Below are 25,692 nucleotides of genomic sequence, written 5' to 3' on the forward strand. Positions count from 1 at the left end.
GAGACGGATGCTGTGTGCCCGACGCCAGCGGCGGGCGAGGGGTCAGCGGCGGGCGGGTGGGCGGGTGGACGGGGTAAAGAAGCGGTCAGCGGCGGGCGACGCCGGGGTGCGACGCAAGGTACGCCTCGAAGGCCTCGGACGACGTCTTCGAGGGCGTGAAGCCGAACTCGTCCTTCAGGCGCGTGTTCGCGAGCACGGGGCGGTAGCGGAGGAAGCCGACCTGTTCGGGTCCGTGGACGGTGAGGCGCAGCATCCGTCCCATCCGCAGGCCGAAGCCCAGCAACGCGGCGGGCACGGTCACGACCGGCTTCCCGAGGCGCCGGGCGATCTCGGGCACGGTCACACGGCCGTCGCCGGCGACGTTGTAGACGCCGGCCGGGCCGTCGGTGGCGGCGCGCGCCAACGCGGCCGCGACGTCGTCGACCCAGACGAAGACGAAGGGCGACTCCGAGCCGCGCACCTTGAGGAGGGCCGGGCCGTCCCAGAGCGCCGTGATCTGGTTCTGCACGGCGGGGCCGAGGATCGTGCCGATGCGGAACACCACCTGCTCGAGCTCGGGGTGCGCGGTGCGGTAGCTCGCGAGCAGCTGCTCGACGAGGCGCTTGTGCTTGGAGTACGGGAACTCGTCGTTGCCGCGCACCGGATCGGTCTCGCGCAGCCAGTCGGGGTTGTCGGGGTGGTAGCCGTACGCGGCGCCGGACGACGACACGACGACCCGCTTCACGCCGGCCTCGACGCACGCCTCGAGCACGTGGCGCGACCCGTCGACGTCCACCCGGTACTCGAGATGGTGGTCGCGTCCGGGGTTGACGATGGCGGCGAGGTGCACGACCACGTCGATCCGGTGGCGGCGCAGCAGCGGCACGAGGCCATCGGGGCGGGTCACGTCGCAGTCGTCGTAGACGACGCCGTCGACGGGATGCTGCGGACGCCGCACGTCGCCGGCCACGACCAGTTCGACATCGGGGCGGGCCACGAGCGCGGCGGCGACGTGAGACCCGAGGAAGCCGGAGCCGCCGGTGACCAGGACGCGCCGGCTCATTTGACCGGCTCCGCGGGACCAGCCGGGTCGTTCGTCGGGCCCGCCGTGCGCTCGGTCGAGGCGGCGCGAAGCGCCCGGCGTGACGCGTCGCCCTTGGCGGAGCCCGTCCGTTTCTTCGTGTGCCGCGCCCAGAGCGCGGCGACGATGAGCCCGGCGATGATGTCCCAGATGCCCCACCAGCCGGCGACGATCGCCATGCCGCCGAGGCCGCCGAAGAACGCGAACACGAGCCCGAGACCGAGGCCGGCGTTGCGGATGCCGACCTCGAACGTCATCGCCTTGCGTTCGCGCGTGCCGAGGCCGCCGACGACGGCCGTGCTGTAGCCGATCCCCAGGGCGACGGCGTCGTGGATCGTCACGACGAGCACGATGATGCCGAGGAACGCGACGAAGTACGCCCAGTTGCCCGCCAGCGCGGCGACGATGAAGCCGACGAGCGCGAGCAGCGAGAACCACTTCACGAACGGCTGCACGCGCTTGGAGAACGCGGGGAAGCGGTGGCGGATGAACAGGCCCAGTGCAAACGGCACACCGATGATGAGCAGGATGTCGGCGAACATCGTCCACGGGTTGAGCTCCACCGCGACGAGGAGCTCTCGCGCGGTCGGGTGCAGCGAGCCCCAGAACGCGACCGAGAGCGGCAGCACGAAGATGTAGATGAGGTTCGACACCGCCGTCATCGACACCGACAGTGCGACGTTGCCGCCCGAGCGATGCGTGAGCACCTGCGAGATGTTGCCGGGCGGGCAGCACGCCACGAGGATCATGCCGAGCGCCATCGACGGCGTGACCGGCAGGATGAGTGTCAGCGCGAAGGTGACGGCGGGCAGCACGATGAGCTGCGCCAGGATCGCGATGACGAACGGCTTCGGCTTGCGTGCGACGACCTTGAAGTCGTCCAGCGTCGTGTCGAGCGCGATGCCGAACATGATGAGTCCGAGCACGACGTTGAGGATCACGAGCGTGCCCGGGTTGAAGTTGAGCAGCACGTCGTCGGGGTTCACGCCGTCACCTTCTTCCGCGCGGCACCGCGCGCTCGTCGCGGCGCCCGGGGCGCAGCATCCGTCTTCAGAGCCTGCGTGGCGGTGCGCACTGCGCTGCGGTACGCGTCCTTGTTGACGTAGTACGACATGCGCTCGAGTCCGAGGTAGTTGTAGCCGCCGGTGAGGTCGGGCCACGGCTCACCGGCCACCCGCGCGCGGAAGGCTGACGCCGCTTCGGGGTGGCGCTCGAGAGCCGCGAGGTAGGCGGCGATGAGCTCGGCCTGCTCGTAGCGGCCTTGCCAGCCGATTCCGGATGCCTCGATCATGCCCATCACGTAGAGGCCGTTGAACGTCGGGGTGAACGTGTTGAGGAACAGGCGCGGGGCCATGCCCGACCATGCCAGCGCCGCGCGGTCGACGAACGGGTAGTCGAGCTTGTAGCCCGTCGCGAGGAGGACTGTGTCGTACTCGCCCGACGACCCGTCGCGGAAGTGCACGGTGCGGCCGTCGAAGCGGTCGACGTCGGGAACGATCCGCAGATCCCCTTGGCCGAGGTGGTTGAGGATCAGCGTGTTGACGATGGGGTGCGACTCGTAGATCTTGTAGTCGGGCTTGGGGAAGCCGAACCGCACCGGGTCGCCGGTGAAGGCGCGGAGCACCCGCGTGTCGACGAACTGCTTGATCCGCGCCGGGAGCGGCTTGCCCTGGTTCAGCGTGTCGGAGGGCTTGCCGAACAGGTATCGCGGCACGAAGTAGTAGCCGCGGCGCACGCTCATGTCGACGGAGGCCGCGTGGTGCACGGCGTCGACGGCGATGTCGCAGCCGGAGTTTCCGGCGCCGATGACGAGCACGCGCTTGCCGGTGAGCTGGGTCGCGGACTTGTAGGCGCTGGTGTGGAGGAGCTCACCGGTGAACTCGCCGCGGAACGCCGGGACGTTCGGCTCGGCGAGCGTGCCGTTCGCGAGGATCACGCCGTCGTAGCGCTGCTCGACCGCGACTCCGTCGCCCGAGGCGGGGCCGGTCCCCGAGCCTGCCGACGGGCCTTCGGCGCGCAGCATCCACCCGCCGTCGTCTGTGGGAGTGAGCGAGGTGACCTTCGTGTCGAACCGGAACCGCTCGGTCAGCCCGAAGTGGTCGGCGAAGTCCCGGAAGTACGTGATGAGCTCGCGGTGGCTCGGGTAGTCGGCCTTCGTACGCATCGGGAACTCGGCGAACTCGGTCGTCGTGCGCGACGAGATGAGGTGCGCCGACTCGTACATCGTGGAGCGCGGGTTCTCGATATCCCAGAGCCCGCCGACGCCGCGCGAGGCCTCGTAGCCGTCGAAGGCGATCCCGGCCCTCTGCAGCACCCGAGCGGCGGAGAGGCCCGACGGGCCGGCGCCGATGATGGCATAGCGGTGCGCGCTCATGCGTCCTTCATTCCGTCTCCACACGTCGTCGTGTCGTCGGCGCGACGGTGCCGACCCCAGGTTCGAAGCAACCCTAAGCGTGAGTCGGGATTAACCGAAATCCGGCATCGCGCTCAGACGAAGACTGCCAGGATGCCCCGCACCAGCACCACCGTCGCACCGGTCCACGCGATGGCGAGCATCGCTGCCCGGGCGATTCGCGGCGACACGTTGCGCGACAGGATCGTGCCGATCGCGATGCCCGCGATCGTGGCGACCACGAGCGTCCCCACGTCCTCGATCGGCGAGACGGGGAGCCCGCGCAGGAGGACCGAAGCGATGCCGAACGCGAGGAAGATCACCTGCACGCTGGCCGCGAACCGGCGCTGCGGCCACTTGTCGCCCACGGCGTACGCGGCCAGCGCGGGGCCGGACAGACCGCTCGCGGCGTTCATGAAGCCGGCGGCCGAGCCGGCGACGATCGCGCCCGGCCGACCCGACAGCGATGCCGAGAGCGCGGGGATGTGGCTCGCGACCAGCGCGAAGTACGCCATCGCGGCGATCAGGAGCAGCAGCGCGGCTTCGGGCAGCAGGTGCGCCAGCAGGACGCCGAACGGTGACGCGACGAGGCCTGGCCAGATCAGCCGCCACGTGCGCTTCCACTCGACGTGCCTCCAGACGAAGGGGACCGCGGTGAGTGCGGCCACGAGCGCGAGGAGCACGGCGATGGTGACGCCCTCGACGGGGCCGTAGAGCAGGACGATCGGCCCCACGAGAACGAGCACGAATCCGAGTCCGGTGATGCGCTGGATCACCGCCGCGACGAAGGTCGCGATCGCCGCGAGGACCAGGGTGAGGGCCACGCTCTCAGCCCTGCGCGAGGGCGAACGCTCCGACGAGCTCGGTGAGCTGGTCGCGCATGTCCTGGTCGGAGATCGTCGGCTCGTTGTCGCCCGCCTGCAGACCGTAGTCGCCGAACGAGGAGTGGCTGGCGCCCTCGATCTCGTGCATCTCGGCGTCCTCGGGGAGGAGGTGTCGCGCGTCGGCGATCTTCTGCGGGGTCGAGAGCCCGTCCTCGCTGCCCGAGACGCTGATCACCGGCGGGCCGGACTCCGACAGGTCGTTGGAGCAGTACGAGCCGAACAGGGCGAGGCCGTCCGCGTCCGTCGCCAGCTGGCACGCCCGCACACCGCCGAGCGAGTGGCCGCCGACCAGCCACGTGTCGACGTCGGGCGCGAGGCCGGTGAAGGTCGACAGCGGTCTGATGTCGAAGAATGCGAGGTTGAGCCACGGCTTGGTGATGACGACGGTGACCCCGTCCTCGACGAGGCCCGACACCTTGTAGGCGTAGGCCCACGGGTCGACCTTGGCGCCCGGGATGTAGACCAGGCCCACGTCGGCGGACTCGCCGGCGGGGGAGAGCACGATGCCCGCGTCGGTGTCGGTGATCTCGATCGCGGCGTTCGCCTCCACCTCGGCGAGCGGCTCGGGCTCGGCTGCCATCACGCCGACCTGACTCCAGATGAGGATGCCGACGACCGCGAGCACCATGAGCGCCCCGAGCGAGCCCAGGATCCACCACAAGACCCGCACCCCGCGGCGGCGGGGCTTCGCCACCCGTTCGGACGGGGTGTCCGTCGAAGTGTCGGGAGCGGGGTCGGCGTCGCGTGCGGTCACCACATGAGCGTAGTCGGCGGAAATCTACCCTTTCGCGGTTCCGAGGTCCGCCTGCCGGGCCGCGACGACGGCCTCGACTTTCGTGAACAGCGGATGCCCCGGCTCGAGGCCCGTGACCGACGCGGTGAAGGACGCGGCATCCTGTTCCCGCAGCATCCGCTGCAGGTCGACGGACTGGGCGTCCTCGGTGTCGTCGAAGGCGAGCGCCGCGCCCATCGCGGCGACGAGGGCGTCGACGCCGAGCCCGCGCTCGGCGGCTTCGGCCGCGGGGCCGACGAATCGCTCGTGGCGCGAGAGCTTGCGCAGCGGCTGCCGGCCGACACGCCATACCGTGTCGGGGAGGGCCCTGTTGCGGAAGCGACCGAGGATCGTCGCGCGGTAGTCCGCCAGCGACGCGGCGTCGAGCCCGTGCTTGGCCTCCAGCAGCGCCGACGTCTCTTCGAGCGCAGCCTCGACACGCGATGCGATGTCGGGATCGGCCAGCGCCCCGGCGATCCCCTCCACGCCGGCCTGCGCCCCGAAGTACGCCGTCGCCGCGTGCCCGGTGTTGACCGTGAACAGCTTCCGCTCGATGTAGGGCGCGAGGTCGTCGACGAAGTGCGCGCCGGGGATGTTCGGCGGGTCGTCGCCGAACGGGGGCCGCTCGATCGCCCACTCGAAGAACGGCTCGACAGTGACGTCGACACCCGCCCCCTCCGGCTGGGCCGGCACGATGCGGTCGACGGCGGTGTTGGCGAACACCGCCCGTGCGGCCAGCGCGTCCCACGCGTCGCCCGCGAGGGCCTTGATCTCGTCGCGCAGCAGGTCGGTGGCGTTGATGGCGTTCTCGCACGCCATGACCTGCAGCGGCGGGCTGGAGGGGTCGCGCAGCGCGAGCCCGGCGACGATGTGCGGCGCGACGAACTTGAGGATCGTCGGCCCCACGGCCGTCGTGACCACGTTGGCGCCGGCGATCTCCTCCACGACGAGCTCGGGATGCTCCGCGCTGTTGATGGCCGTGAAGCCCGTCACCACGGTGTCGCGACCGCCCTCGCCCACCTCGTGCACCGTATAGCGGGACACGCGGTTGATCGCGTCGACGAGCGGGGCCGCGACATCCGAGAACACGACCTCGTAGCCGCCCTCGTGCAGCAGCAGCCCCACGAACCCCCGCCCGATGTTGCCGGCCCCGAAATGGACGGCCTTCATCACACGCCCGCCGCCGACACCAGGCCGAACAGCTCCTCCGGCGTCTGCGCCGTCTTGAGACGCTCGACCTCGTCCTCGTCCGAGAACAGGATGGCGATCTGCGACAGGATCTCGAGGTGCTCGTCGCCCTTGCCGGCGATGCCGACCACGAAGGTCACCGGGTTGCCGTCCCAGTCCACGCCGCCGTCGTAGCGCACCACCGACAGCGCCGAGTCGAGGATCTCGCCCTTGGTCTCGTTGGTGCCGTGGGGGATCGCGAGCTCGTTGCCCATGTACGTCGACACGGTCTGTTCGCGCTGGAGCATCGCGTCGTAGTAGGCGCCGGTGACGGCGCCCGCCGACTGCAGGATGTCGGCGGCCTCCCGCATCGCCTCATCGCGCGTCGCGCTCCCGGAGTGGATCCGCACCTGGCCGATGCTCAGAACCTCGCGTGCCATGTTCTCGCCTTTCTCGTCGTTCGTCTGGTGTGTCGTCGTCGTCGGGGGTGCTGTCGGAGGAGAAACGGATGCCGCGACCCGCCGCCCGTTCCGAGCAGCGGGGCGCGGCCGTGCCGAGGGCGGTGGGACCGGGGGCTCGCGCCCGCCCGGCCCCACCGCGGTCTCAGCTACGCGGTCCCATCCTCGTGCTGGGCGCGGACCAGGTCCACGACCTCGTCGTAGCGCGGCGAGTTCATGAAGTTGTCGACCGACACGTGGACCGAGTTGGGCGTCTTCTGCCGCGCGCGGTCGGTGAGCTGGTTCTGCGTGATCACCAGGTCGGCCGAGGCGTCCAGGGCCGCGATCGCCTTGTTGGTGACCGTGACGTCCTCGATGCCCGCCTTCTTGATCTTGTTGCGCAGGACGCTGGCGCCCATGGCCGACGAACCCATGCCGGCGTCGCACGCGAACACGATGTTCTTGATGTCGCGCTCGGTCATCGTCGCCGGCTCGATGCCGCCGTCCGCGCTCGTGGCGGCGCCGCTGCGCAGGCCGTCCAGTGCCGCCGACGACTTGCCCTTCGCGGCCGCGGTCTGCGTGATCGCCGCGCCGAACGCGTCATCGGTCGCCGCCATGGCCTCGAGGTCGCGCTTGCGCGAGGCCCGCAGGATGACCCACGAGATGACGAACGTCACCGTCGCCGCCAGCACCACCGAGAGCAGGACGGCGAAGTACGCGTTGTTCGCGACTTGGGCGATCACCGCGAAGATGCTGCCCGGTGCGGCCGGGGCTCGGAGGGCTCCGCCCAGGAGCATGTTCGTCGTGACGCCGGTCATGCCGCCCGCGATCAGCGCGAGGATCAGCATCGGCTTCATCAGGGCGTACGGGAAGTACACCTCGTGGATGCCGCCGAAGAACTGGATCACCGCGGCGCCCGGGGCCGACGCGCGCGCAGCGCCGATGCCGAAGAAGGTGAACGCGAGGAGCAGACCCACACCGGGGCCGGGGTTGGCCTCGAGGAGGAACAGGATCGACGATCCGGTCTCGGCCGACTCCTGGATGCCGAGCGGCGTCAGCACGCCGTGGTTGATGGCGTTGTTCAGGAAGAACACCTTCGCCGGCTCGATGATGATGCTCGTCAGCGGCAGCAGGTTCATCGAGACGAGCCAGTCCACCGCGTTGCTCAGCACCTGCATGATGCCGTTGACGATCCACGCGATCGGGTAGAAGCCGATGATCGCGAGCACGAAGCCCCAGATGCCCGCCGAGAACATGTTCACGAGCATCTCGAAGCCCGCGCGGATCTTGCCGTCCCAGAGGCTGTCGAGCCACTTCATCGAGTAGGCGCAGATCGGCGCCATGATCATCGCGCCGATGAACATGTGCACCTGGCCGAGCTGGTTGTCGGCCGGCAGGTCGGCGTTGATCTGCGCGATCAGGTAGTCCGACCCGGCGATCGCGCCGAACGTGCCGATCGAGGCGACCACGCCGCCGCGCACGCCGTAGATGATGCTTCCGCCGGTGTATGCGATGAGGATCGGCAGGAGGTAGTGGATGAAAGGCCCCACCAGCGTCGCGAGCGCCGGGACCGGGGTCCAGCCGACCGCGATGAAGAACGCGGTGAAGATGCCCCACGCGATGAGCGCGGGGATGTTCGGCATGATCATGCCGGACAGGAACGTGCCGAAGCGCTGGACTCCGACCCGCGCCCTGCTGGTGCCCGAAGTGGGCACTGACGCCGTTGTCATTTTGCTGTCTCCCTTGTGGGTTCCGGGCCGCCGCGACGGCCTATCGGGTGGCCGCCTGCTGGGCTGCGGACCGGGCGGATGCCGCGTCGTTCGCGGCGAGTGCGGCCGAGGCGATGTCGCGTGCCTCGGCGATGGTGTGCTGGAGAAGGGTGGCGCGCACGTCGGCGAGGGCCGTGGGTGCCATGGACAGGCTCGTGGCGCCCAGGCCGACGAGCACGACGGCGAGCAGGGGATCTGCCGCCGCCTCACCGCAGATGCCGACCGGCTTGCCGTTCGCGGCGCCGGCGTCGCCGACCTCGCGGATCAGGCGCAGCACGGCAGGGTGCCACGGGTCCTGGAACGACGCGACCGACCCGAGGAGGCGGTCTGCGGCGAGCGTGTACTGCGTGAGGTCGTTGGTGCCGATGGAGGCGAAGTCCGCGTCCACCAGGATGCGGTCGGCGAGCAGAGCCGAGGACGGCACCTCCACCATGACGCCCGCGGTCTTGATGCCGTAGTCGCGGGCGAGATCCGTGAAGTAGTTCGTCTCCTCGACGGTGGCGATCATCGGCGCCATGACCCACAGGTCGGCGTCGGTGGCGGCATCCGCTTCGGCGAGTGCCGTGAGCTGCTCGCGCAGGATGTCCTCGCTGGCGCGGAGGGCACGGATGCCGCGGAGCCCGAGTGCGGGGTTCTCCTCGTGCGCGTCGTTCAGGAACGCGAGCGGCTTGTCGGCGCCGGCATCGAGCACGCGCACGACGACCTTCTTGCCCGGGAACGCGGCGAGGAGCTTCGTGTACGCCTCGCGCTGCTGCTCGACGGTGGGCGCCTGGTTCGAGCTCAGGAACAGGAACTCGGTGCGGAACAGTCCCACGCCTTCGGCGCCCAGCGCGACAGCATCGGTGGCGCCGTCCGGGTTGCCGAGGTTCGCCAGCAGCGGCACCTTGGTCCCGTCGGCGAGGGCTCCGTCGGTGATCGGCGCCGACGCCTGCGCGGCGCGCGCGTCGGCGCGGTTCTGCGCCCGCTCGAGCTCGTCGGTGGTCGGCTCGGTCGTCACGACGCCGGCGGCAGCATCCACGATCACCGTCTCGCCGTCGCGCAGTCCCGTCGCCGACGTCGCACCCACGATCGCGACGATCGACTTCTCGCGCGCGAGGATCGCCGTGTGGGAGGTGGGGCCGCCCTCGGTGGTCACGAGCGCCAGCACCTTGTCGAGGTCGAGGAGCGCCGTGTCGGCCGGTGCGAGGTCCTTCGCGACGAGGACGAACGGATGCCCCGGATCGGGGACACCCGGAGCAGGCACGCCGCGCAGCCGGGCGATCACCCGCTGCGCGACGTCGTCCAGGTCCGCCGCGCGCTCGCCGAGGTAGCCGCCCATCGCCGTGAGCTGGTCGCGGAACGACGCGAACGCGTCGAAGACCGCGAACTCGCCGGTCTTCCCCTGCGCGAGCCGCGTGCCGATCTCGTCGGCGAGCGTCGGGTCCTCGGCCATCATGGCCTGCGCCTCGAGCACCTCCTGCGCCGCTCCGCCCGCCTGCGCGCCGCGGGCCTCGAGCTCGCGCGCGACGGCGGCGACGGCATCCGTCACCCGCGCCTGCTCCTCGTCCGCGCTGATCGTGCTCGGCGCGTCCGACGGCGCCGGCGCGGGCTCTGCCATGCGTGCAACGGGTCCCTGGGCGACGCCCAGTCCGATTCCGACACCCCGGAGTTCGGTCATGGTTCAGGCCTCCGCGTCGTGGTCGGTGGTGAGGAGTTCCGCGAGCGTGTCGAGCGCCCGTTCGGCGGTGTCGCCGTCCGCGGTGAGGGTCACATAGTCGCCCTGCTCGATGCCGAGCGCGATCACGCCGAGGATGCTCGCCGCGTTGACGGGGCTGCCCGCATCCTTCGCGATGGTGATCGGGATGCCGGCATCCTTCGCCGCCTGCGCGAACAGCTTCGCCGGACGCGCGTGCAGACCGTGCGCCGATCCGATCCGGACGGTGCGGGAGATGGGTGGCATGTCGTGACCTCTCTGTCTGTTCCTGGTTCGTCGCGGTGTTGTTCAGTCGTGGTGGGGCGGCGCCGCATCCGCGGCCGGGAGCGGCCCCCCGGGGCCCCCGATCGCGGCGCGGACCAGCGCGAGTGTCCGCGTGCCGTCCCGGTCTCCGAAGATGTCGGGCGGCAGCAGCACCACCGTCGTGCCTCGCGCGGCAGCATCCCGTTCTATGCGCTCGAGCGCATGGAGCAGGTGCGGACCCACGAGGACGACGTCGGCGGCATCGAGATCGATCGGAAGCGACTGCTCGGTGCCGGCGAAGGCGGAATAGTCGAGTCCCTCTGCGTGGGCCGCGTGACGCACGCGCTGAGCGACGAAGGTGCTCGAGGCACCCGCTCCGCAGACCACCAGGATCCTCATCGATCCGCCTCCTCATTGGCCATTCTTGTGAGAACGCTGGGAGTGGCACAACCACTCCTTCTTCCGCAGGGGCGGAAACGATGGGGCGTCGGCGGCCGCGGGCCCGGACGCGCGTGGTTGACTGGGACCGTGACCCGAGCCCGGCAAGATCGTGTGCTCGGACTCCTCCTGCGTGACGGCGACTGGGTCACGGCATCCGCTCTCGCCGACGCGCTGGGCGTGACTCCGCGCAGCATCCGCTCCTACGTCACCGCCGCGAACGCGCGGGTGGCGCCGGGCGTCGCGGTCGAGTCCGGCCCGCAGGGCTACCGCGCCGGATCTGACGCCGCAGCCGCGCTCCGTGCCGGCGGCGACACGGGCACCCCGCGTGACCGGCTGCACACGCTGGTGCGCACGCTCCTCGACGCCCCCGACGGCATCGACGTGTTCGAGACCGCCGACGCGCTGCACGTCTCGCCCGCCACCCTCGACGCCGACCTCGCCCGCGTCCGGGGCCTCCTGGGCGGCACCGAGCTCACGCTCGAGCGTTCGGCGTCGCGCGCCCGGCTGCGCGGCACCGAGGGCGCCCAGCGGCGCCTGCTGAGCAAGCTCGCGCACGACGAGATGGATGCCGGATCCTTCGACCTCGCGGCCCTCCGCCGCACGCTCGGCGAAGGGTCGGTCGGCGCCCAGGCGTTCGGTCCGTTCAAGACCGAGCTCGTCGCTCGTCTCGGCGAGCTCGGCTGGTTCGTGAACGAGTTCGGCATCGCCGACGTCGTGATGCACATCGCCATCGCGGCCGACCGCACCTCGCGCGACCGCCCGCTCGACGCCGTCGGGGGCTCGGTGCAGGAGCGGCCGACCCAGAACCAGGTCGCCGAGATCATCGCGGAGCTCTCCGAGCGGCACCTCGGCGTACGGCTCGGCAGCGCCGATCTGCAGCACCTTGCGACGCTCGTGCTGACGCGCGTCGTGGCGCCCGACGGGCACGAGGACGCAGCATCCGGAACCGCGCCGTCCTCCCTCGATCCCGAGATCGAAGCCGTCGTGCGCGAGGTCGTGACCGCGGCCGCTGACGAGTTCCTGGTCGACATCGCCCACGACGACTTCGTGTCACGGCTCGCCCTGCACGTGCAGAACCTGCTCCACCGGGCGCGCGAGCAGGCGTGGTCGCGCAATCCGCTGACGCGGTCGCTCAAGTCGACGTACCCGATGATCTTCGAGGTCGCGGTGTTCATCGCGAGCCGCCTGCAGCAGCGGCTCGGCATTCCGCTGCCCGACGACGAGATCGCGTACATCGCGATGCACGTCGGGGGAAGGCTCGAGCGCAGCCGCCGCGCCGACCAGCTGCTCACCGCGACCATCGTGTGCCCCGGCTACTACGACCTGCACGAGCTGCTGCGCTCGAGCGTCGACCGCTCGCTCGGGCAGGCGATCGAGGTCGTCGGCGTCGAGACGCGCGTCGATCCCGACTGGTCCTCGATCGACACCGACCTCGTCCTGACGACGATCGACCCGCCGACGACCACCGACCGGATCGTGCGCATCCAGCCGTTCCTCACCGACGCCGACGTCGAGCGCGTGCAGTCGGCGGCGGGCCGCATCCGTCGCTCGCGGCGCCTCGCCCGGCTGCGCGCGGAGCTCGAGCGCTACTTCGAGCCGTCGGCGTTCCTGCGCGGCCTCGACGAGGCCGCGGGGGAGGAGGGGGTGATCCGCGGGCTCGGCGCCCTGCTGCAGGCCCGTGGCGTCATCGACGCCGCGTACGTCGAACGCACCATCGAACGCGAGCGCCTGTCGTCGACCGCGTTCACCGACGCCCTGGCGGTGCCGCACGCGCTCGAGATGACGGCATCCCGCACCGCCATCGCCATCGGCATCGCCGACCCCTCGATCCCGTGGGGCGACGGCCGCGTGCAGGTCGTGGCGCTGGTGGCGTTCTCCGAGACCGACCGCGAGGCCTTCCAGACCGTGTTCGAGCAGTTCGTCGAGGTGTTCAGCGAGCGCGACAGCGTGCAGCGCATCGTGCGCCGCGGCGCCGAGTTCAACGCCTTCCTCGACGAGCTCGTCGCCGTCATCGACGGCTGAGCCGCGCCCGGGCCCGCCGGCCCGCACGCGTGTCGTCGCGCCCCGGGGCGCAGCATCCGTCTCATCTCTTTCCGCTCCGGCTGCTCTCGTTCTGGGTTGCTGACGGGTTCGGGGTGCGCGGCGAGCTTCTGGGGCGCGTGGCGCGCGTTAGGGGCGTGCGCCGTGCGCCCCGAACGCACGCGGTGCGCCCCAAACTCAGTAGACGGGAGCGGATGCTGCGCGCCGGTGTCGCGTCGCGGGTACGGGGTGACGCTCGCTCTGGATTGGGGCGCGTGCCGAACTCTCGGGGCGCGCGCCGCGCGCCCCGAACGGACGCGGCGCGCCCCATACCCGGGCGACGACGTCAGCGGGGCGGGCGGATGCTGAAGGCTTCGAGTCGCGTCCGCAATTCCGTCGCCGACGCGACGTGCGGCCACCCCCACCGGGCGTAGCGGCGCTGTGTGGTTCCGCGGATCCAGTCCTCGCGTTGCTTCTCCTCATCGAAGACCTGCGACGACGTGCGGCCGTCGAGGATCTTCCCGTCGACGTACTTGATCGCGCCGTCGAACTCGCCGAAGGCGTTGGCCTCGTCCAGGCCGAAGTCGACGTAGTACGGATGGATGCCTCGCCCGGGCACCGCAACCTGCAGTTCGATGACACGGAAACCGATCTCGCGGAGCCGGATTCGGCTGATGCTCTCGCCGGGGAGTTGTGCGCGGCCATCAGCGAATCCGACGACGCGACGAGCACGCGTGAGGCCATGCGCTGATCGGCTCGCGATCGCGAGGACCTCCTGCCGGAATCGCGCCGCCGCGTCGAGGTCGTACTCATCCGGAGCGGTGACGAACTGCTGGCGGAGGGCGGCGTCAGCGACAGTGACAGCCTGCTCGAACGAGGCGGTTCGGGCGACGTCTGCGACGGTGCGCGCGAGCGAAGTGACCTTCAGTCCATCGATGTCGACGACCTCATCGTCCCGAAGTTCTCCGCGGTGGCGGATCACGCCACCGGCAGCGCCCGGTCGCGCCTGGGGCGCGATGACGTGAATCCGGTTTCGATCCGCGCGATAGAGCGGGAGACCGTGGACGGCGGCCGCCGTTTCGTGTGAGACGACGGGAACGCAGCGCACGGTCAGCGCCAGGGCGTGGGCGCGAGCGATGACGCGAGCCTCCGGCTTCGCGGCGTTCCACGCCGCCGTTTCCACGTACACCCCGACGCGGAGTCGCGTGAACTCACCGGCGGTGACCGCGGCGGTGAGCCGGCGGGGTGTCGTTGCTTCGAGAAGCTCGGCGCGTCTGAGGAGTGCGAGGGTGCCCATGTTGGCGAGTCTCCGGCGATTCCACCGCGGGCACGGCGTCCGAACCAGAAACTGTGGACAAGACCACCCTGTGGAGGAGGGGCCGCCTGCGCTCGCGGCATCCGTTCCCCGCGCTTGGGCGAGTCTTGGGGCGCGCGGCCATCTCTTGGGGCGTGCGCCGTGCGCCCCGATTGCACGCGCCGCGCCCCAAATCCCGAGGGCCGGGAGTGGACACGGATACCCGGGCGGGTCAAGTCCCGTGGCGTGGTGTCACTTCTGTTGTTGCCGATGGTGGGTGATGGTCAGGCGGTGAGGTACAGCTCGGTGCGGGCGGGCTCGGTGTGTTCGTGCAGGGAGTGGATGAGCTTGCGCATTGAGATGTCGGAGAAGTAGCGGCGTTCGCCGTATTGCCACTCCTCGTGCTGCTCCTGCAGAACAGCGCCGATGAGGCGGGTCACGGAGTCGCGGTCGGGGAAGATCTGGACGACGTCGGCGCGGCGTTTGATCTCGCGGTTGAGCCGTTCGATCGGATTGTTGGACCAGACCTTCTGCCAGTGCTCTCGAGGGGTCGAGGCGAAACCGGTGAGGTCTGGCTCGGCGGTTTCGAGCATGGCGGCGATCTCGGGGAACGACCCGCGGAGGCTGTCGGTGACGGCCTGGTACTGGGCGAGCACGGCCTCCGGCGTGGTCTGCGCGAAGATCGTGGTGATCAGCGCGTTGACCGGCTTGGAGCGCGCGGATCCGATCTTCTGGGTGACGTTGCGGGCGAAATGGACTCGGCATCTCTGCCAGCCAGCTCCGGGCAGGATCGCCTTCACCGCTGCTTTCAGGCCGGCGTGCGCGTCGCTGGTGACCAGGGCGACCCCGAGCGGGTCGGCGTCGGTGGCGACCTTCAGTCCCCGGTCGCGGAGGCTGCGGAGGAACTCGGTCCAGAAGTCGGTGGTCTCCGCGTCTCCCAGCGCCATCCCGAGGATCTCCCGGCGGCCCTCGCCGCTGACGCCGGTGGCGACGACGAGGGCTTGGGAGACGACCCGGCCGCGGTGGCGGACGTCGAGGTAGGTGGCGTCCAGGAAGAGGTAGGGGAACCACGTGTGGTCGATCCGGCGGTGCAGGAACTCCTGCACGGCCTCGTCGATCTCACTGCAGATCCGCGACACCGTCGACCGGCTGATACCGGTGTCGTTGCCCAGCGCCCGGATCAGCTGGTCGACCTTGCGAGTGCTCACCCCGTCGATCCAGGCCTGGCAGATCACGGCGTAGAGCGCCTTGTCGACCCGGCGGCGCGGGTGCAGCAACGACGGGAAGAACGATCCCTCCCGCAGCTTCGGGATCGCCAAGTCCACCTCCCCGGCCGGGGTCGCGAGCGTCTTGGGGCGGGTGCCGTTCCGCCGAGTGGTGCGCTCCGGGGTGCGTTCGTGCGGCGCCGCGCCGATCTTCACCGTCGCTTCCGCGTCGATCAGGTCCTGCAAGCCGGCCTGCAGCATCCGGCGGAACACGTCCGAATGAGCGAGCTCCGGCTCGGCGAGGACTTCGGCAATCAGGGTCGTCAAGGCAGACTGGTTCTGGGTCATCGTGGGATCACTTCTTTGCTTCTTGGCGGAAACAACTGGTCTCCCACGATGGCCCTCCTACGTCAACGACGACGAGGACCCCGTGGGAAGTGACACCACGCTATGAGACGCACCCCCCGGGCGATGGGGCAGGGTCTCGGGGGGAGCATTCGTTCCGCGCAGTCTCGGGTTTGGGGCGCGTGGCGCACGATTGGGGGGAGCATTCGTTCCGCGCAGTCTCGGGTTTGGGGCGCGTGGCGCACGATTGGGGCGTGCAGAGTGCGCCCCGAATGCATGCAGTGCGCCCCGATACCCCAAACGAGCCGGAGAACGGATGCTGCGACTCGAGGCGGCGCCAAACGTCGTCGCGTCAGCCGCGGGCGAGGCGCTCGGTGAGGTCGAGGCGCACGGCGGGCCACTCGGTCGGGAGGATCGAGAACACCACGGTGTCGCGGAGGGTGCCGTCGGGGCCGAGGCGGTGGTTGCGGAGCACCCCGTCCTGCTTGGCGCCGAGGCGCGCGATCGCGGCGCGGGACTGGCGGTTGTGCCAGTGCGTGCGGAACTCGACCGCGATCGCGTCGCACTGCTCGAACGCGTGGGCGAGCAGCAGCAGCTTCGACGCGGTGTTCACGAAGGTGCGCTGCGCCTCGAGCGCGATCCAGGTGTGGCCGATCTCGACGTGCCGGTGGGCCTGATCGATGTTGCAGAACGTGGTCTCGCCGACCACCCGACCGGTGTCGAGCCGGCGCACCGCCCAGGGGTTCATGTGACCCTCGTCGCGCCACGTCGACCGCTGGGCGATGTCGGCCGCGATGCCCTCCGGGCGCGGCACCGACGTGTACCAGGTGTGCTCCAGCCCGACCGCCGCGGCGGCCAGGTCGGCCTCGTGCTCGGGGGAGAGCGGTTCGAGGCGGAGGTGCGCGTTCTCGAGCGTGACGGGCGAGGTGAGGAGCACGACCGGTCAGCCGCCGTACTCGGCGAGGAGCGCGCGGGCGCCGTCCGCGAGGGCGGCGATGCGTGCCGTGGCGTCTTCGCGGGACTCGCCGCGGACGTCGAGGTACAGCTTGAGCTTCGGCTCGGTGCCGCTCGGGCGCACGATGACGCGCGAGCCGTCGACGAGCCACAGGCGCAGCACGTCGCCGGGCGGCAGGTCGTCGATGCCGTCGAGCAGGTCGTCGATGCGTTCGACCGCGACGTCGCCGACGGACGAGGGATGCCGCTCGCGCAGCGCCGCCATGATCGCGGCGATCTGCGACACGTCCTCGACGCGGATCGAGACCTGGTCGCTCGCGAACGCGCCGAACTGCTCGTCGAACTCGGTCAGCAGGTCGCCGAGGCTCGCCCCCCGGCCCCGTGCCTCGGTCACCAGGCCCAGCATCGCGACGGCGGCCGAGATGCCGTCCTTGTCGCGCACGGTGCCGGGGTTCACGAGGTAGCCGAGCGCCTCCTCGAAGCCGAACACGATCCCCGGCGCGCGGGAGATCCACTTGAAGCCGGTGAGCGTCGCGTGGAAGTCGAGGCCGTAGTGCTCGGCGACGGCCTCGAGCCCGGGCGACGACACCAGTGAGCACGCGAGCGAGGCCCTCTCGGCGGGGCCGTCTGCGGTCGCGAGTCGCCCGGCGCGCCAGCCGAGCAGGAGGCCGATCTCGTTGCCCGTGAGGCGGCGCCAGCCGCCCTCGGCGGACTCGTCCGGAACGGCGACGGCGAGCCGGTCGGCGTCGGGGTCGTTCGCGATCACGAGCTCGGCTCCGGCCTCGCGAGCGGCTTCGAAGGCGAGGTCCATCGCACCCGGTTCCTCCGGGTTCGGGAACGCCACGGTCGGGAAGGCGCCGTCGGGCTCGAGCTGGGCCGAGACCGGCACCGGCGCGGGGTAGCCCGCCGTCTCGAGGATGCGCGAGAACGTCTCCCAGCCGACGCCGTGCATCGCCGTATACACCCAGGTGAGGCCCTCGGCTGCAGCGGGTGCGGGAGCGACCGCCGCGGTCGCGGCGACGTATTCGTCGACGACGCTCTCGGTCGCGAGCTCGAACCCGAGCGACCGCGGAACCGTGCTGATGTCGCCGGCGTCGGCCACGCGCTCGATGTGCGCGGCGATCTCGGCATCGGCGGGCGAAACGATCTGCGAGCCGTCGTCGGCACCGCCGAGGTACACCTTGTAGCCGTTGTCGTCGGGCGGGTTGTGGCTCGCCGTGACCATGACCCCGGCGGCGGCGCCGAAGTGCCGCACCGCGAATGCGAGCACGGGCGTGGGAAGCAGTCGCGGCATCAGGATCGCGCGGAGCCCCGCGCCCGCGAAGATCTCGGCCGAGTCGCGCGCGAACACATCGGAGTTGCGGCGCCCGTCGTAGCCGATCACCACGATCGGTGCGTCGTCGAGGATGCCCGGGACCTCCGGCCCCTCGGCCTCGAGCGCGTCGGCCGACGGTGTCTCGGTGAGTTCGGGGGCCGACGGCTCGGCGAGTTCGTCGGGAGCGGATGCTGCGCCCTCATCGTCGTGCGCGGCATCCGCGGTCTGGTCGGCCTCGGTGGCAGCATCCGCATCGGCGTTCGCCGCCTCATCGGCGCCCTCGGGCTCCGTGACCGCGGACGTCTCATCCGTCGCGGCGTCCTCGGTCGCGGCCTGGTCGGCAGGCTCATCACCCGATTCCGCGGGTGCGACCACGACCTCGTCGTCGGCCGTGCTCTCGTGGGCGGCGGTGGCAGCATCCGTGTCGTCTTCATGCGAGGCTGACGCGGCCTCGACGCCGACCGGCGGGAGCCCCGCCTGCTCGCGCACGTACGCGGCCAGTCCCGCGGCGGCCTGCGCCACGAGCACGCGGTTCATGCGGTTGCTGCCGGCACCGAGAGCGCCGCGCAGTCCGGCGGTTCCGAAGGCCAGGCGTCCGGAGAAGCGGTCCTCGAGGTCTTCGACCGCGGCGGGGTTCCCCGATTCCGCGGCATCGATGAGCGCGCGCAGCTCCGCGCGGGTCTCACCATCGGGGTCCTGTGCGAGCCACGCGTGCGCTCGCGCGAGGACGTCGGCGGCAGCATCCGTTCCCGTCGAAACCTCGTCGCGGGCGGGCTCCTGCACGTCCCCGCCGTTCACAGCGCCCCGATCACGCGGGCGAGCAGCGACGAGATGACCGGCTCGGCCTCGCGGCCGGCGTCGAGCACCTCCTGGTGGCTGAGCGGGGTCTTCTGGATGCCCGCGGCCATGTTGGTGATGAGCGAGAAGCCGAGGATCTCCATGCCCGCCTGCCGCGCGGCGATCGCCTCGAGGGCGGTCGACATGCCGACGATGTGCCCGCCGAACGACTTGACCATCTGCACCTCGGCCGGGGTCTCGTACTGCGGCCCGCGGAACTGCGTGTACACGCCCTCGTCGAGGGTCGGATCGATGGAGCGTGCGAGATCGCGCAGCCGCAGCGAGTAGAGGTCGGTGAGGTCGATGAACGTCGCGCCCTCGAGGGGCGTGTCGCCGGTCATGTTGATGTGGTCGCTGATGAGCACCGGGCGACCGGGGGTCCAGGTGTGCTTGATGCCGCCGGCGCCGTTCGTGAGCACCATCGTTCGCACGCCTGCGGCGGCGGCGGTGCGCACGCTGTGGACGACGCGGCGCACGCCGTAGCCCTCGTAGTAGTGGGTGCGGGCACCGATCACCAGCACGCGGCGGCCCTTCGGCGTGACGATGCTGCGCAGCGTTCCGACGTGGCCGGTGAGGGCCGGAGCGCTGAAGCCGGTCACCTGGGTGGCGGGGAACGTCGAGGTGGTCTCGCCGAGGAGTTCCGCGGCCCTGCCCCAGCCGCTGCCGAGCGTGAGCGCGATGTCGTGACGCTCGACGCCGGTGATGCGGGCGATGTCCTCCGCGGCGGCGGCGGCGACCGCGAACGGGTCGGCCGTGGGGTCGTCGAGAGGATTGCCGGTGGTGTCTGACATGGGACCACTTTAGGAACGGACGGCGACGAGGGCCAGCGAAGCCGCCTTCGCGCGCGCCCGGGAGTGTCGCTGTGTCGTGCCCAGGGCGCCCGGCAGGGGAGAATGGAATTCATGTCGATCAGCTTCGAGACCACCCAGAGCGTCGCCATCCTCGGCGGCGGACCCGGAGGCTACGAAGCGGCGCTGGCCGCCGCCCAGCTCGGAGCCGAGGTGACGGTGGTCGAACGCGCCGGCATCGGCGGCTCGGCCGTCATCACCGACGTCGTCCCGTCGAAGTCGCTCATCGCGACCGCCGACGCGGCCGTCGCGATCGCGGGCGCCGGCGACCTCGGCGTGCAGCTGTTCGCGAAGGGCAAGGACGGCAAGCCGCTCAAGCCCGAGATCGCCATCAACCTCACCGCCGTCAACAAGCGCCTCCTGACGCTCGCCCGCCAGCAGTCCGACGACATGCGCGCCTCGCTCGCCGAGGCGGGCGTGCGCATCATCTCGGGCCACGGCCGCCTCGAGGGCGACAACGCCGTCGTGGTGTCGACCGGCCCCGGCGGCACCGACTTCGATCGCATCGAGGCCGATACGCTCGTCGTCTCGGTCGGCGCGTCGCCCCGCGAGCTCGCCAGCGCGAAGCCCGACGGCGAGCGGATCCTCACGTGGACCCAGCTCTACAACATGACGGCGCTGCCCGAGCACCTCATCGTCGTCGGCTCGGGCGTCACCGGCGCCGAGTTCGCCGGCGCGTACATGAACCTCGGCGCGAAGGTCACCCTGGTGTCGAGCCGCGACCAGGTCCTCCCGGGGGAGGACAAGGACGCCGCCGCCGTCCTCGAGCGCGTCTTCAAGCGCGGCGGCATGAAGCTGCTCTCGAAGTCACGGGCCGACAAGGTCGAGAACACCGGCGACGGCGTCGTCGTGACCCTGTCGGACGGCCGCACCGTCGAGGGCAGCCACTGCCTGATGGCGGTCGGCTCGATCCCGAACACCGCCGGCATCGGCCTGGAGCAGGCCGGCGTGCAGATGACCGAATCCGGACACATCCAGGTCAACCGCGTCGCGCGCACCTCGGTGCCGAACATCTACGCCGCGGGCGACTGCACCACGTTCGTCCCGCTCGCTTCAGTCGCCTCGATGCAGGGACGCACGGCCGTCTTCCACGCGCTCGGTGACGTCGTCATCCCGCTCGAGCGCCGCCGCATCACCTCGAACATCTTCACCGCGCCCGAGATCGCGACCGTCGGCTGGCAGGAGAACGACATCGAGGACGGTCACATCAACGGCGTCGTGCACAAGTTGCCCCTGGCGGCCAACCCGCGCGCCAAGATGATGGGCATCAAGGACGGCTTCGTCAAGATCATCGCCCGCGAGGGCAGCGGCACCGTCATCGGCGGCGTCATCGTCGGCCCCCGCGCCTCCGAGCTCATCTACCCGATCGCGATCGCCGTCGAGCGCCGCCTGACGGTCGACCAGGTCTCCCGCGTCTTCGCCGTCTACCCGTCGCTGTCGGGCAGCATCACGGATGCCTCACGCGCGATGCACGTCGTCGACCACAACGTCTACGGCGGCTGACGCGCGCGTTCACATCGTGTGCTCTCACCGAGCGCACCCGTTGTTCGCGTACACGACGAGTGCGCTCGGCGAGATCACGTGATGTGAACGGATGCTGCGGCCCGCCGCCCGCGGGGAGAGTCCGGCGTCAGCCGAGGCCGGTGTTGGCGCGCCAGAGGTCGGCTGCGCGGTTCGCGGCCGCGTCGACCAGCGCCCGCAGCTCCGGACGGTCGGGCATCGCGAACGACACGTAGGCGCCGCGCCCGCCCGCCGTCGGGCGGCCGTACGCCTTCACCGCGACCGAGCGGTCGGGCAGCAGACGCACCGTGAGCGACTGCAGCTCGAACTCCTCGCCGCGGCGCACGTCCGTCCAGCGCAACTCCGGCGGGATCACGACGTTGATCGCGAGCGCCGACACCTCGGGCGCATCGCCGGTTGCGGCATCCATCCGGCCATCCTGCCGCGCCCTCGGCCCTGCGTCGAGGGGCGTCAGGAGATGGTGAGGAGCTGGTGGCCGGCCGAGACCGTCGTGCCGGGGTCGGCGTTGATGGCGCCGATGACGCCGTCCTTGTGGGCCTGGATGGGCTGCTCCATCTTCATCGCCTCGAGGACGATGACGAGGTCGCCCTTGACCACCTGTTGGCCCTCCTCGACGGCGACCTTCACGACCGTGGCCTGCATCGGCGACTTCACCGCGTCGCCCGAGGCACCCGCGACGACCGAGGGGGAGTGCGAGCGGCGCGACGGCGGTACGGCCGCCGGGCGTCCGGCGACACCCACGGGCGCCACGACGCGGTCGGGCAGGCTCACCTCGAGGCGCCGGCCGGCGACCTCGACGACGACCGTGTGACGCGCCTCGGCGGGAGTCGGCTCGCTGAGCTCGCCGTCCCACGGGGCGATATCGTTCACGAACTCGGTCTCGATCCACCGCGTGTAGACGCCGAAGCGGCCGTCCTCGGCGGTGAACGCGGGGTCGCGCACGACGGCGCGGTGGAAGGGCAGCACCGTGGGCAGGCCCGACACCTCGAACTCGTCGAGCGCGCGACGCGAGCGCTCGAGCGCCTCGGCGCGGTCGCGGCCGGTGACGATGATCTTCGCGAGCAGCGAGTCGAACGCGCCTGACACGCTGTCGCCGGCGGTGACGCCCGAGTCGAGACGGATGCCGGGGCCGCCGAACGTCTTGAACACGTGGATCGGCCCGGGCTGGGGGAGGAAGCCGCGGCCCGGGTCCTCGCCGTTGATGCGGAACTCGATCGAGTGCCCCTCGGGCTTCGGGTCGCCGTAGCCCAGCTCCTCGCCTTCGGCGAGGCGGAACTGCTCGCGCACGAGGTCGATGCCGGTGACCTCTTCCGAGACCGGGTGCTCGACCTGGAGGCGCGTGTTCACCTCGAGGAACGAGATGGTGCCGTCGGCGCCGATGAGGAACTCGCACGTGCCGGCACCGACGTAGCCGACCTCCTTGAGGATCGCCTTCGAGGCGTCGTAGAGAATCTTGTTCTGCTCTTCGTTGAGGAACGGCGCAGGTGCCTCTTCCACGAGCTTCTGGTGGCGGCGCTGCAGCGAGCAGTCGCGCGTCGAGATGACGACGACGTTGCCCGCGGCATCCGCGAGGCACTGGGTCTCGACGTGACGCGGCTTGTCGAGGTACTTCTCGACGAAGCACTCGCCGCGGCCGAAGGCGGTGATCGCCTCGCGCGTGGCCGACTCGAACAGCTCGGGCACCTCGTCGATGGTGCGGGCGACCTTGAGGCCGCGCCCGCCGCCGCCGTACGCGGCCTTGATCGCGATCGGCAGGCCGACCTCTTCGGCGAACGCGACGACCTCGTCGGCGCCGGCCACGGGGCCCGGGGTTCCGGGGGCGAGCGGTGCGCCCACCTTCTCGGCGACCGCGCGGGCGGTCACCTTGTCGCCGAGGGCCTCGATCGCCTCGGGGGACGGGCCGATCCAGACCAGGCCCGCCGCGATGACGGCGCGGGCGAAGTCGGCGTTCTCGGCGAGGAAGCCGTAGCCGGGGTGCACCGCGTCGGCACCCGAGCGGCGCGCGACGGAGAGGATCTTGTCGATCGACAGGTACGTCTCGGCGCTGGTCGCACCCTCGAGGGCGTACGCCTCGTCGGCGAGGCGCGAGTGCATGGCGTCGCGATCCTGATCGGCGTAGACGGCGACGGACGCCTTTCCGGCGTCGCGGGCGGCGCGGATGACGCGAACGGCGATCTCGCCGCGGTTGGCAACGAGAACCTTGGCGATCTGAGGCATGAGTGCCAGCCTACCGACGGCATCCCGAGGGAATTTGAGCGGTTCGTACAAGAACCGACCAGAAACGTGGGATTCCTACTACAACGACTTTTCGCCGATGTCGGTCCGCTCGAGCGACGGATCCGACGTGTTCCACAGCGCCGTCCACTCGACGCCGACCTCGCGCACGAGCCGGCGCAGCGTCGACACCGACATCCCGACGACCGTCGAGGGATCGCCGTCCACCCGCTCGATGAACGCCCCGCCCAGGCTGTCGACGGTGAACGCCCCGGCCACGTGCAGAGGCTCACCGGTGGCGACGTACGCGTCGATCTCAGCATCCGTCACATCCGCGACGAAGGAGACGGATGCTGCGGCCGTCGCGTGCACCTCGCGCGGAGGTTCGCCGGGCTCGATGCGCACCACGGCGTGCCCGGAGTGCAGCACGCCGGTGCGCCCGCGCATCGCACGCCAGCGGGCGGCGGCGTTCTCGGGCGTGTACGGCTTGCCCAGCACCTCGCCGCCGATCTCGAACATGGAGTCGCCGCCGATCACGACGCCGTCGAAGTCCGGGATGTCGTCGCGCAGCCGCGCCGCGACGTCCGCCGCCTTGCGCCGCGCGAGCAGGAGCACGTGCTCGTCGGGGGCGAGCGTCCGCGCCTCGGCCGCCTCCACCGCCGCGATGACCGCCTCTTCGTCGACGTCGGGGGCCACCGTGAGCGGACGGATGCCGAACTGCCCGAGCAGCATGAGCCGGGCGGGCGAGGTCGAGGCGAGGCAGACGCGCATGACCCCACCGTACGCGGCTTGCCCCGTTCGCAATTCAGGATGGATGACACGGCGCCCGCCCGCCGACCGCGGAATCTCGCGGGCTCGCACCCGGCTGGCGAGCAGCGATCCTGAATACGGAACCGAGGGGCCGGGACGTAGGCTCGTCGGGTGAGTGAAACCGGCGACCTCCTCGATCTCGATATCACGGGCGTCGCCCACGGCGGCGTGTTCGTCGCGCGGCACGAGGGACGCGTCGTGTTCGTGCCCGACACGATCCCTGGCGAGCGCGTGCGCGTGCGGCTCACCGACACCGCGAAGAAGTCGTTCTGGCGCGGCGAGACCCTCGAGGTCCTCGAGGCCTCGCCGCACCGGCAGCTGCACGTGTGGCGGCAGGCCGACGTCGACGTACCGCCCGACCAGCGCCCCGGCGGTGCCGACTTCGGCCACATCGCGCTGGAGCACCAGCGCGCCCTCAAGCTCGAGGTGCTGAAGGACGCGCTGCAGCGGTTCGGAGGCATCCCCGAGCCCGTCGCCACGATGAGCGGCGTCACCCCGGTCCTCGCGGACGGCGGCGCGGAGGCCGACGGCGAGTCCGTCGACGGCACCGCCTGGCGCACCCGCGTGAGCCTGCACGTCGATGCCGACGGCAACGTCGGCCAGTACGCCGCGCGCAGCCATCGGGTGGTCGCGCTCGAAGACCTCCCGCTCGCCACCGCTGAGGTCGAGCGGGCCGCGCTCGCGCTGAACGGCGGCGAGCCCGGCCGGATCGACCTCATCCAGCCCGCGGACGGTCGCGTCCGTGTGCTTCCACGGCCGGAGCGGGGAACGGATGCTGCGCACCGCCGCGGTCGCGGCGCTCGACCATCCTCCTCCCGGCCTCGCAAGGCTCCCGCACCCGAGGTCGTCCTCGAGCGCGTCGGCGGCCGTGACTTCCGCGTCGACGCCGGCGGGTTCTGGCAGGTCCACCGCCTGGCGGCGCACACCCTCACCACGACCGTCTCCGCGGCGCTCCACGCGCTCCCCGGCGATGCGCCCGTCGTAGACCCCGACGCATCCCACCTCGACCTCTACGGCGGCGTCGGCCTCTTCGCCGCGACTCTCGGCGACCTCGGCGGCCCCTCGACCCGCGTCACGAGCGTCGAGTCCGACGCACGCGCCACGGAGCACGCGGGGGAGAACCTCGCAGACTGGGTGGGCGCACGTGCCGAGACCGGACGCGTCGATCGGTGGCTCGCGCGGCTCGCGGCCGAGGCATCCGTTCCCGAACGCGAACGGCTGTCGCGGGGCGTCGTGCTGCTCGACCCGCCCCGTTCGGGAGCGGGCCGCGACGTGGTCGATCATCTCACCGCGCTCGCACCGTCGACGATCGTCTACGTCGCCTGCGACCCGGTCGCGCTCGCGCGCGACATCGCGACCTTCCGCGCCGGCGGGTACGAGGTCGCAAGTGTCGATGGCCTGGACCTTTTTCCGAATTCGCATCACGTCGAGGCCGTGGCGGTTCTCACCCGCGCGTGACACTCGTCGCTAGG

22 protein-coding genes are annotated in these 25,692 nt (G+C 71.0%); 3 read left to right on the forward strand and 19 right to left on the reverse strand.

The window, feature by feature from the left end:
• Positions 1–85 precede the first annotated feature (85 nt).
• The 11 genes from ACVN90_RS04960 to ACVN90_RS05010 form a co-directional block, all read right to left on the reverse strand.
• Entirely contained in the window at positions 86–1,042 is a 957-nt protein-coding gene (locus ACVN90_RS04960; protein ID WP_475101053.1) for an SDR family oxidoreductase, read from the reverse strand.
• The gene (locus ACVN90_RS04965) at positions 1,039–2,046 is read right to left on the reverse strand and encodes a bile acid:sodium symporter family protein (protein WP_475101054.1); all 1,008 of its coding nucleotides are present in this window, start codon (positions 2,044–2,046) and stop codon (positions 1,039–1,041) included. The genes ACVN90_RS04960 and ACVN90_RS04965 overlap by 4 nt, the downstream gene beginning before the upstream one ends.
• On the reverse strand, positions 2,043–3,434 hold the full coding sequence (locus ACVN90_RS04970; protein WP_475101055.1) for a flavin-containing monooxygenase: 1,392 nt from the start codon (positions 3,432–3,434) through the stop codon (positions 2,043–2,045). Before ACVN90_RS04970 ends, ACVN90_RS04965 begins: the two co-directional genes overlap by 4 nt.
• Before the next feature lie 113 nt (positions 3,435–3,547).
• Positions 3,548–4,276, reverse strand: coding sequence for a TSUP family transporter (locus tag ACVN90_RS04975; RefSeq protein ID WP_475101056.1), 729 nt, complete (start codon positions 4,274–4,276; stop codon positions 3,548–3,550).
• A 4-nt stretch (positions 4,277–4,280) separates the two neighbouring features.
• Positions 4,281–4,964, reverse strand: coding sequence for an alpha/beta hydrolase (locus tag ACVN90_RS04980; protein WP_475102064.1), 684 nt, complete (start codon positions 4,962–4,964; stop codon positions 4,281–4,283).
• 150 nt (positions 4,965–5,114) lie between these two features.
• Positions 5,115–6,278: a mannitol-1-phosphate 5-dehydrogenase gene (locus ACVN90_RS04985; RefSeq protein ID WP_475101057.1), complete on the reverse strand. Its 1,164-nt coding sequence runs from the start codon at positions 6,276–6,278 to the stop codon at positions 5,115–5,117.
• Positions 6,278–6,715 carry a PTS mannitol transporter subunit IIA gene (locus ACVN90_RS04990; RefSeq protein ID WP_475101058.1) on the reverse strand — a complete coding sequence of 146 codons (438 nt, stop codon included), beginning with the start codon at positions 6,713–6,715 and terminating at the stop codon, positions 6,278–6,280. The genes ACVN90_RS04985 and ACVN90_RS04990 overlap by 1 nt, the downstream gene beginning before the upstream one ends.
• Before the next feature lie 167 nt (positions 6,716–6,882).
• The gene (locus ACVN90_RS04995) at positions 6,883–8,442 is read right to left on the reverse strand and encodes a PTS mannitol transporter subunit IIBC (RefSeq protein ID WP_475101059.1); all 1,560 of its coding nucleotides are present in this window, start codon (positions 8,440–8,442) and stop codon (positions 6,883–6,885) included.
• Between the two features lie 40 nt (positions 8,443–8,482).
• Positions 8,483–10,138 (reverse strand): phosphoenolpyruvate--protein phosphotransferase, encoded by a 1,656-nt coding sequence (ptsP, locus tag ACVN90_RS05000; protein ID WP_475101060.1) that lies wholly within the window; start codon positions 10,136–10,138, stop codon positions 8,483–8,485.
• 3 nt (positions 10,139–10,141) lie between these two features.
• Positions 10,142–10,420, reverse strand: a complete 279-nt coding sequence (locus ACVN90_RS05005; protein WP_475101061.1) for an HPr family phosphocarrier protein — start codon at positions 10,418–10,420, stop codon at positions 10,142–10,144.
• 42 nt (positions 10,421–10,462) lie between these two features.
• On the reverse strand, positions 10,463–10,816 hold the full coding sequence (locus ACVN90_RS05010) for a PTS sugar transporter (protein WP_475101062.1): 354 nt from the start codon (positions 10,814–10,816) through the stop codon (positions 10,463–10,465).
• Positions 10,817–10,945: 129 nt separating this feature from the next.
• On the opposite strand from ACVN90_RS05010, the gene ACVN90_RS05015 reads away from it, so the two are divergent.
• The gene (locus ACVN90_RS05015) at positions 10,946–12,880 is read left to right on the forward strand and encodes a BglG family transcription antiterminator (RefSeq protein WP_475101063.1); all 1,935 of its coding nucleotides are present in this window, start codon (positions 10,946–10,948) and stop codon (positions 12,878–12,880) included.
• Between the two features lie 343 nt (positions 12,881–13,223).
• Here ACVN90_RS05015 and ACVN90_RS05020 read toward each other — a convergent pair whose 3' ends face one another.
• The 5 genes from ACVN90_RS05020 to ACVN90_RS05040 form a co-directional block, all read right to left on the reverse strand.
• Positions 13,224–14,174 (reverse strand): hypothetical protein, encoded by a 951-nt coding sequence (locus ACVN90_RS05020; RefSeq protein ID WP_475101064.1) that lies wholly within the window; start codon positions 14,172–14,174, stop codon positions 13,224–13,226.
• Between the two features lie 281 nt (positions 14,175–14,455).
• Entirely contained in the window at positions 14,456–15,724 is a 1,269-nt protein-coding gene (locus ACVN90_RS05025; RefSeq protein WP_475098597.1) for an IS256 family transposase, read from the reverse strand.
• A 349-nt stretch (positions 15,725–16,073) separates the two neighbouring features.
• Complete coding sequence (locus ACVN90_RS05030; protein WP_475101065.1) at positions 16,074–16,658, reverse strand: GNAT family N-acetyltransferase; 585 nt, start codon at positions 16,656–16,658, stop codon at positions 16,074–16,076.
• 6 nt (positions 16,659–16,664) lie between these two features.
• The gene (locus ACVN90_RS05035) at positions 16,665–18,773 is read right to left on the reverse strand and encodes a phospho-sugar mutase (RefSeq protein ID WP_475101066.1); all 2,109 of its coding nucleotides are present in this window, start codon (positions 18,771–18,773) and stop codon (positions 16,665–16,667) included.
• An 11-nt stretch (positions 18,774–18,784) separates the two neighbouring features.
• Positions 18,785–19,618, reverse strand: coding sequence for a purine-nucleoside phosphorylase (locus tag ACVN90_RS05040; protein WP_475101067.1), 834 nt, complete (start codon positions 19,616–19,618; stop codon positions 18,785–18,787).
• Positions 19,619–19,720: 102 nt separating this feature from the next.
• Between ACVN90_RS05040 and ACVN90_RS05045 the strand changes: the two genes are divergently transcribed.
• Positions 19,721–21,178, forward strand: coding sequence for an NAD(P)H-quinone dehydrogenase (locus ACVN90_RS05045; protein ID WP_475101068.1), 1,458 nt, complete (start codon positions 19,721–19,723; stop codon positions 21,176–21,178).
• Between the two features lie 127 nt (positions 21,179–21,305).
• On the opposite strand, the gene ACVN90_RS05050 is transcribed toward ACVN90_RS05045, so the two are convergent.
• The 3 genes from ACVN90_RS05050 to ACVN90_RS05060 form a co-directional block, all read right to left on the reverse strand.
• Positions 21,306–21,605 (reverse strand): hypothetical protein, encoded by a 300-nt coding sequence (locus tag ACVN90_RS05050; RefSeq protein WP_475101069.1) that lies wholly within the window; start codon positions 21,603–21,605, stop codon positions 21,306–21,308.
• 41 nt (positions 21,606–21,646) lie between these two features.
• Positions 21,647–23,413, reverse strand: a complete 1,767-nt coding sequence (locus ACVN90_RS05055) for an acetyl/propionyl/methylcrotonyl-CoA carboxylase subunit alpha (RefSeq protein WP_475101070.1) — start codon at positions 23,411–23,413, stop codon at positions 21,647–21,649.
• A gap of 78 nt (positions 23,414–23,491) precedes the next feature.
• Positions 23,492–24,181 carry a Maf family protein gene (locus tag ACVN90_RS05060; protein WP_475101071.1) on the reverse strand — a complete coding sequence of 230 codons (690 nt, stop codon included), beginning with the start codon at positions 24,179–24,181 and terminating at the stop codon, positions 23,492–23,494.
• 150 nt (positions 24,182–24,331) lie between these two features.
• Here ACVN90_RS05060 and ACVN90_RS05065 point away from each other — a divergent pair, with 150 nt between their 5' ends.
• The gene (locus ACVN90_RS05065; protein WP_475101072.1) at positions 24,332–25,678 is read left to right on the forward strand and encodes a class I SAM-dependent RNA methyltransferase; all 1,347 of its coding nucleotides are present in this window, start codon (positions 24,332–24,334) and stop codon (positions 25,676–25,678) included.
• The last annotated feature ends 14 nt before the right edge of the window (positions 25,679–25,692 follow it).

It is taken from the genome of Microbacterium sp. F01 (genome assembly GCF_056156365.1).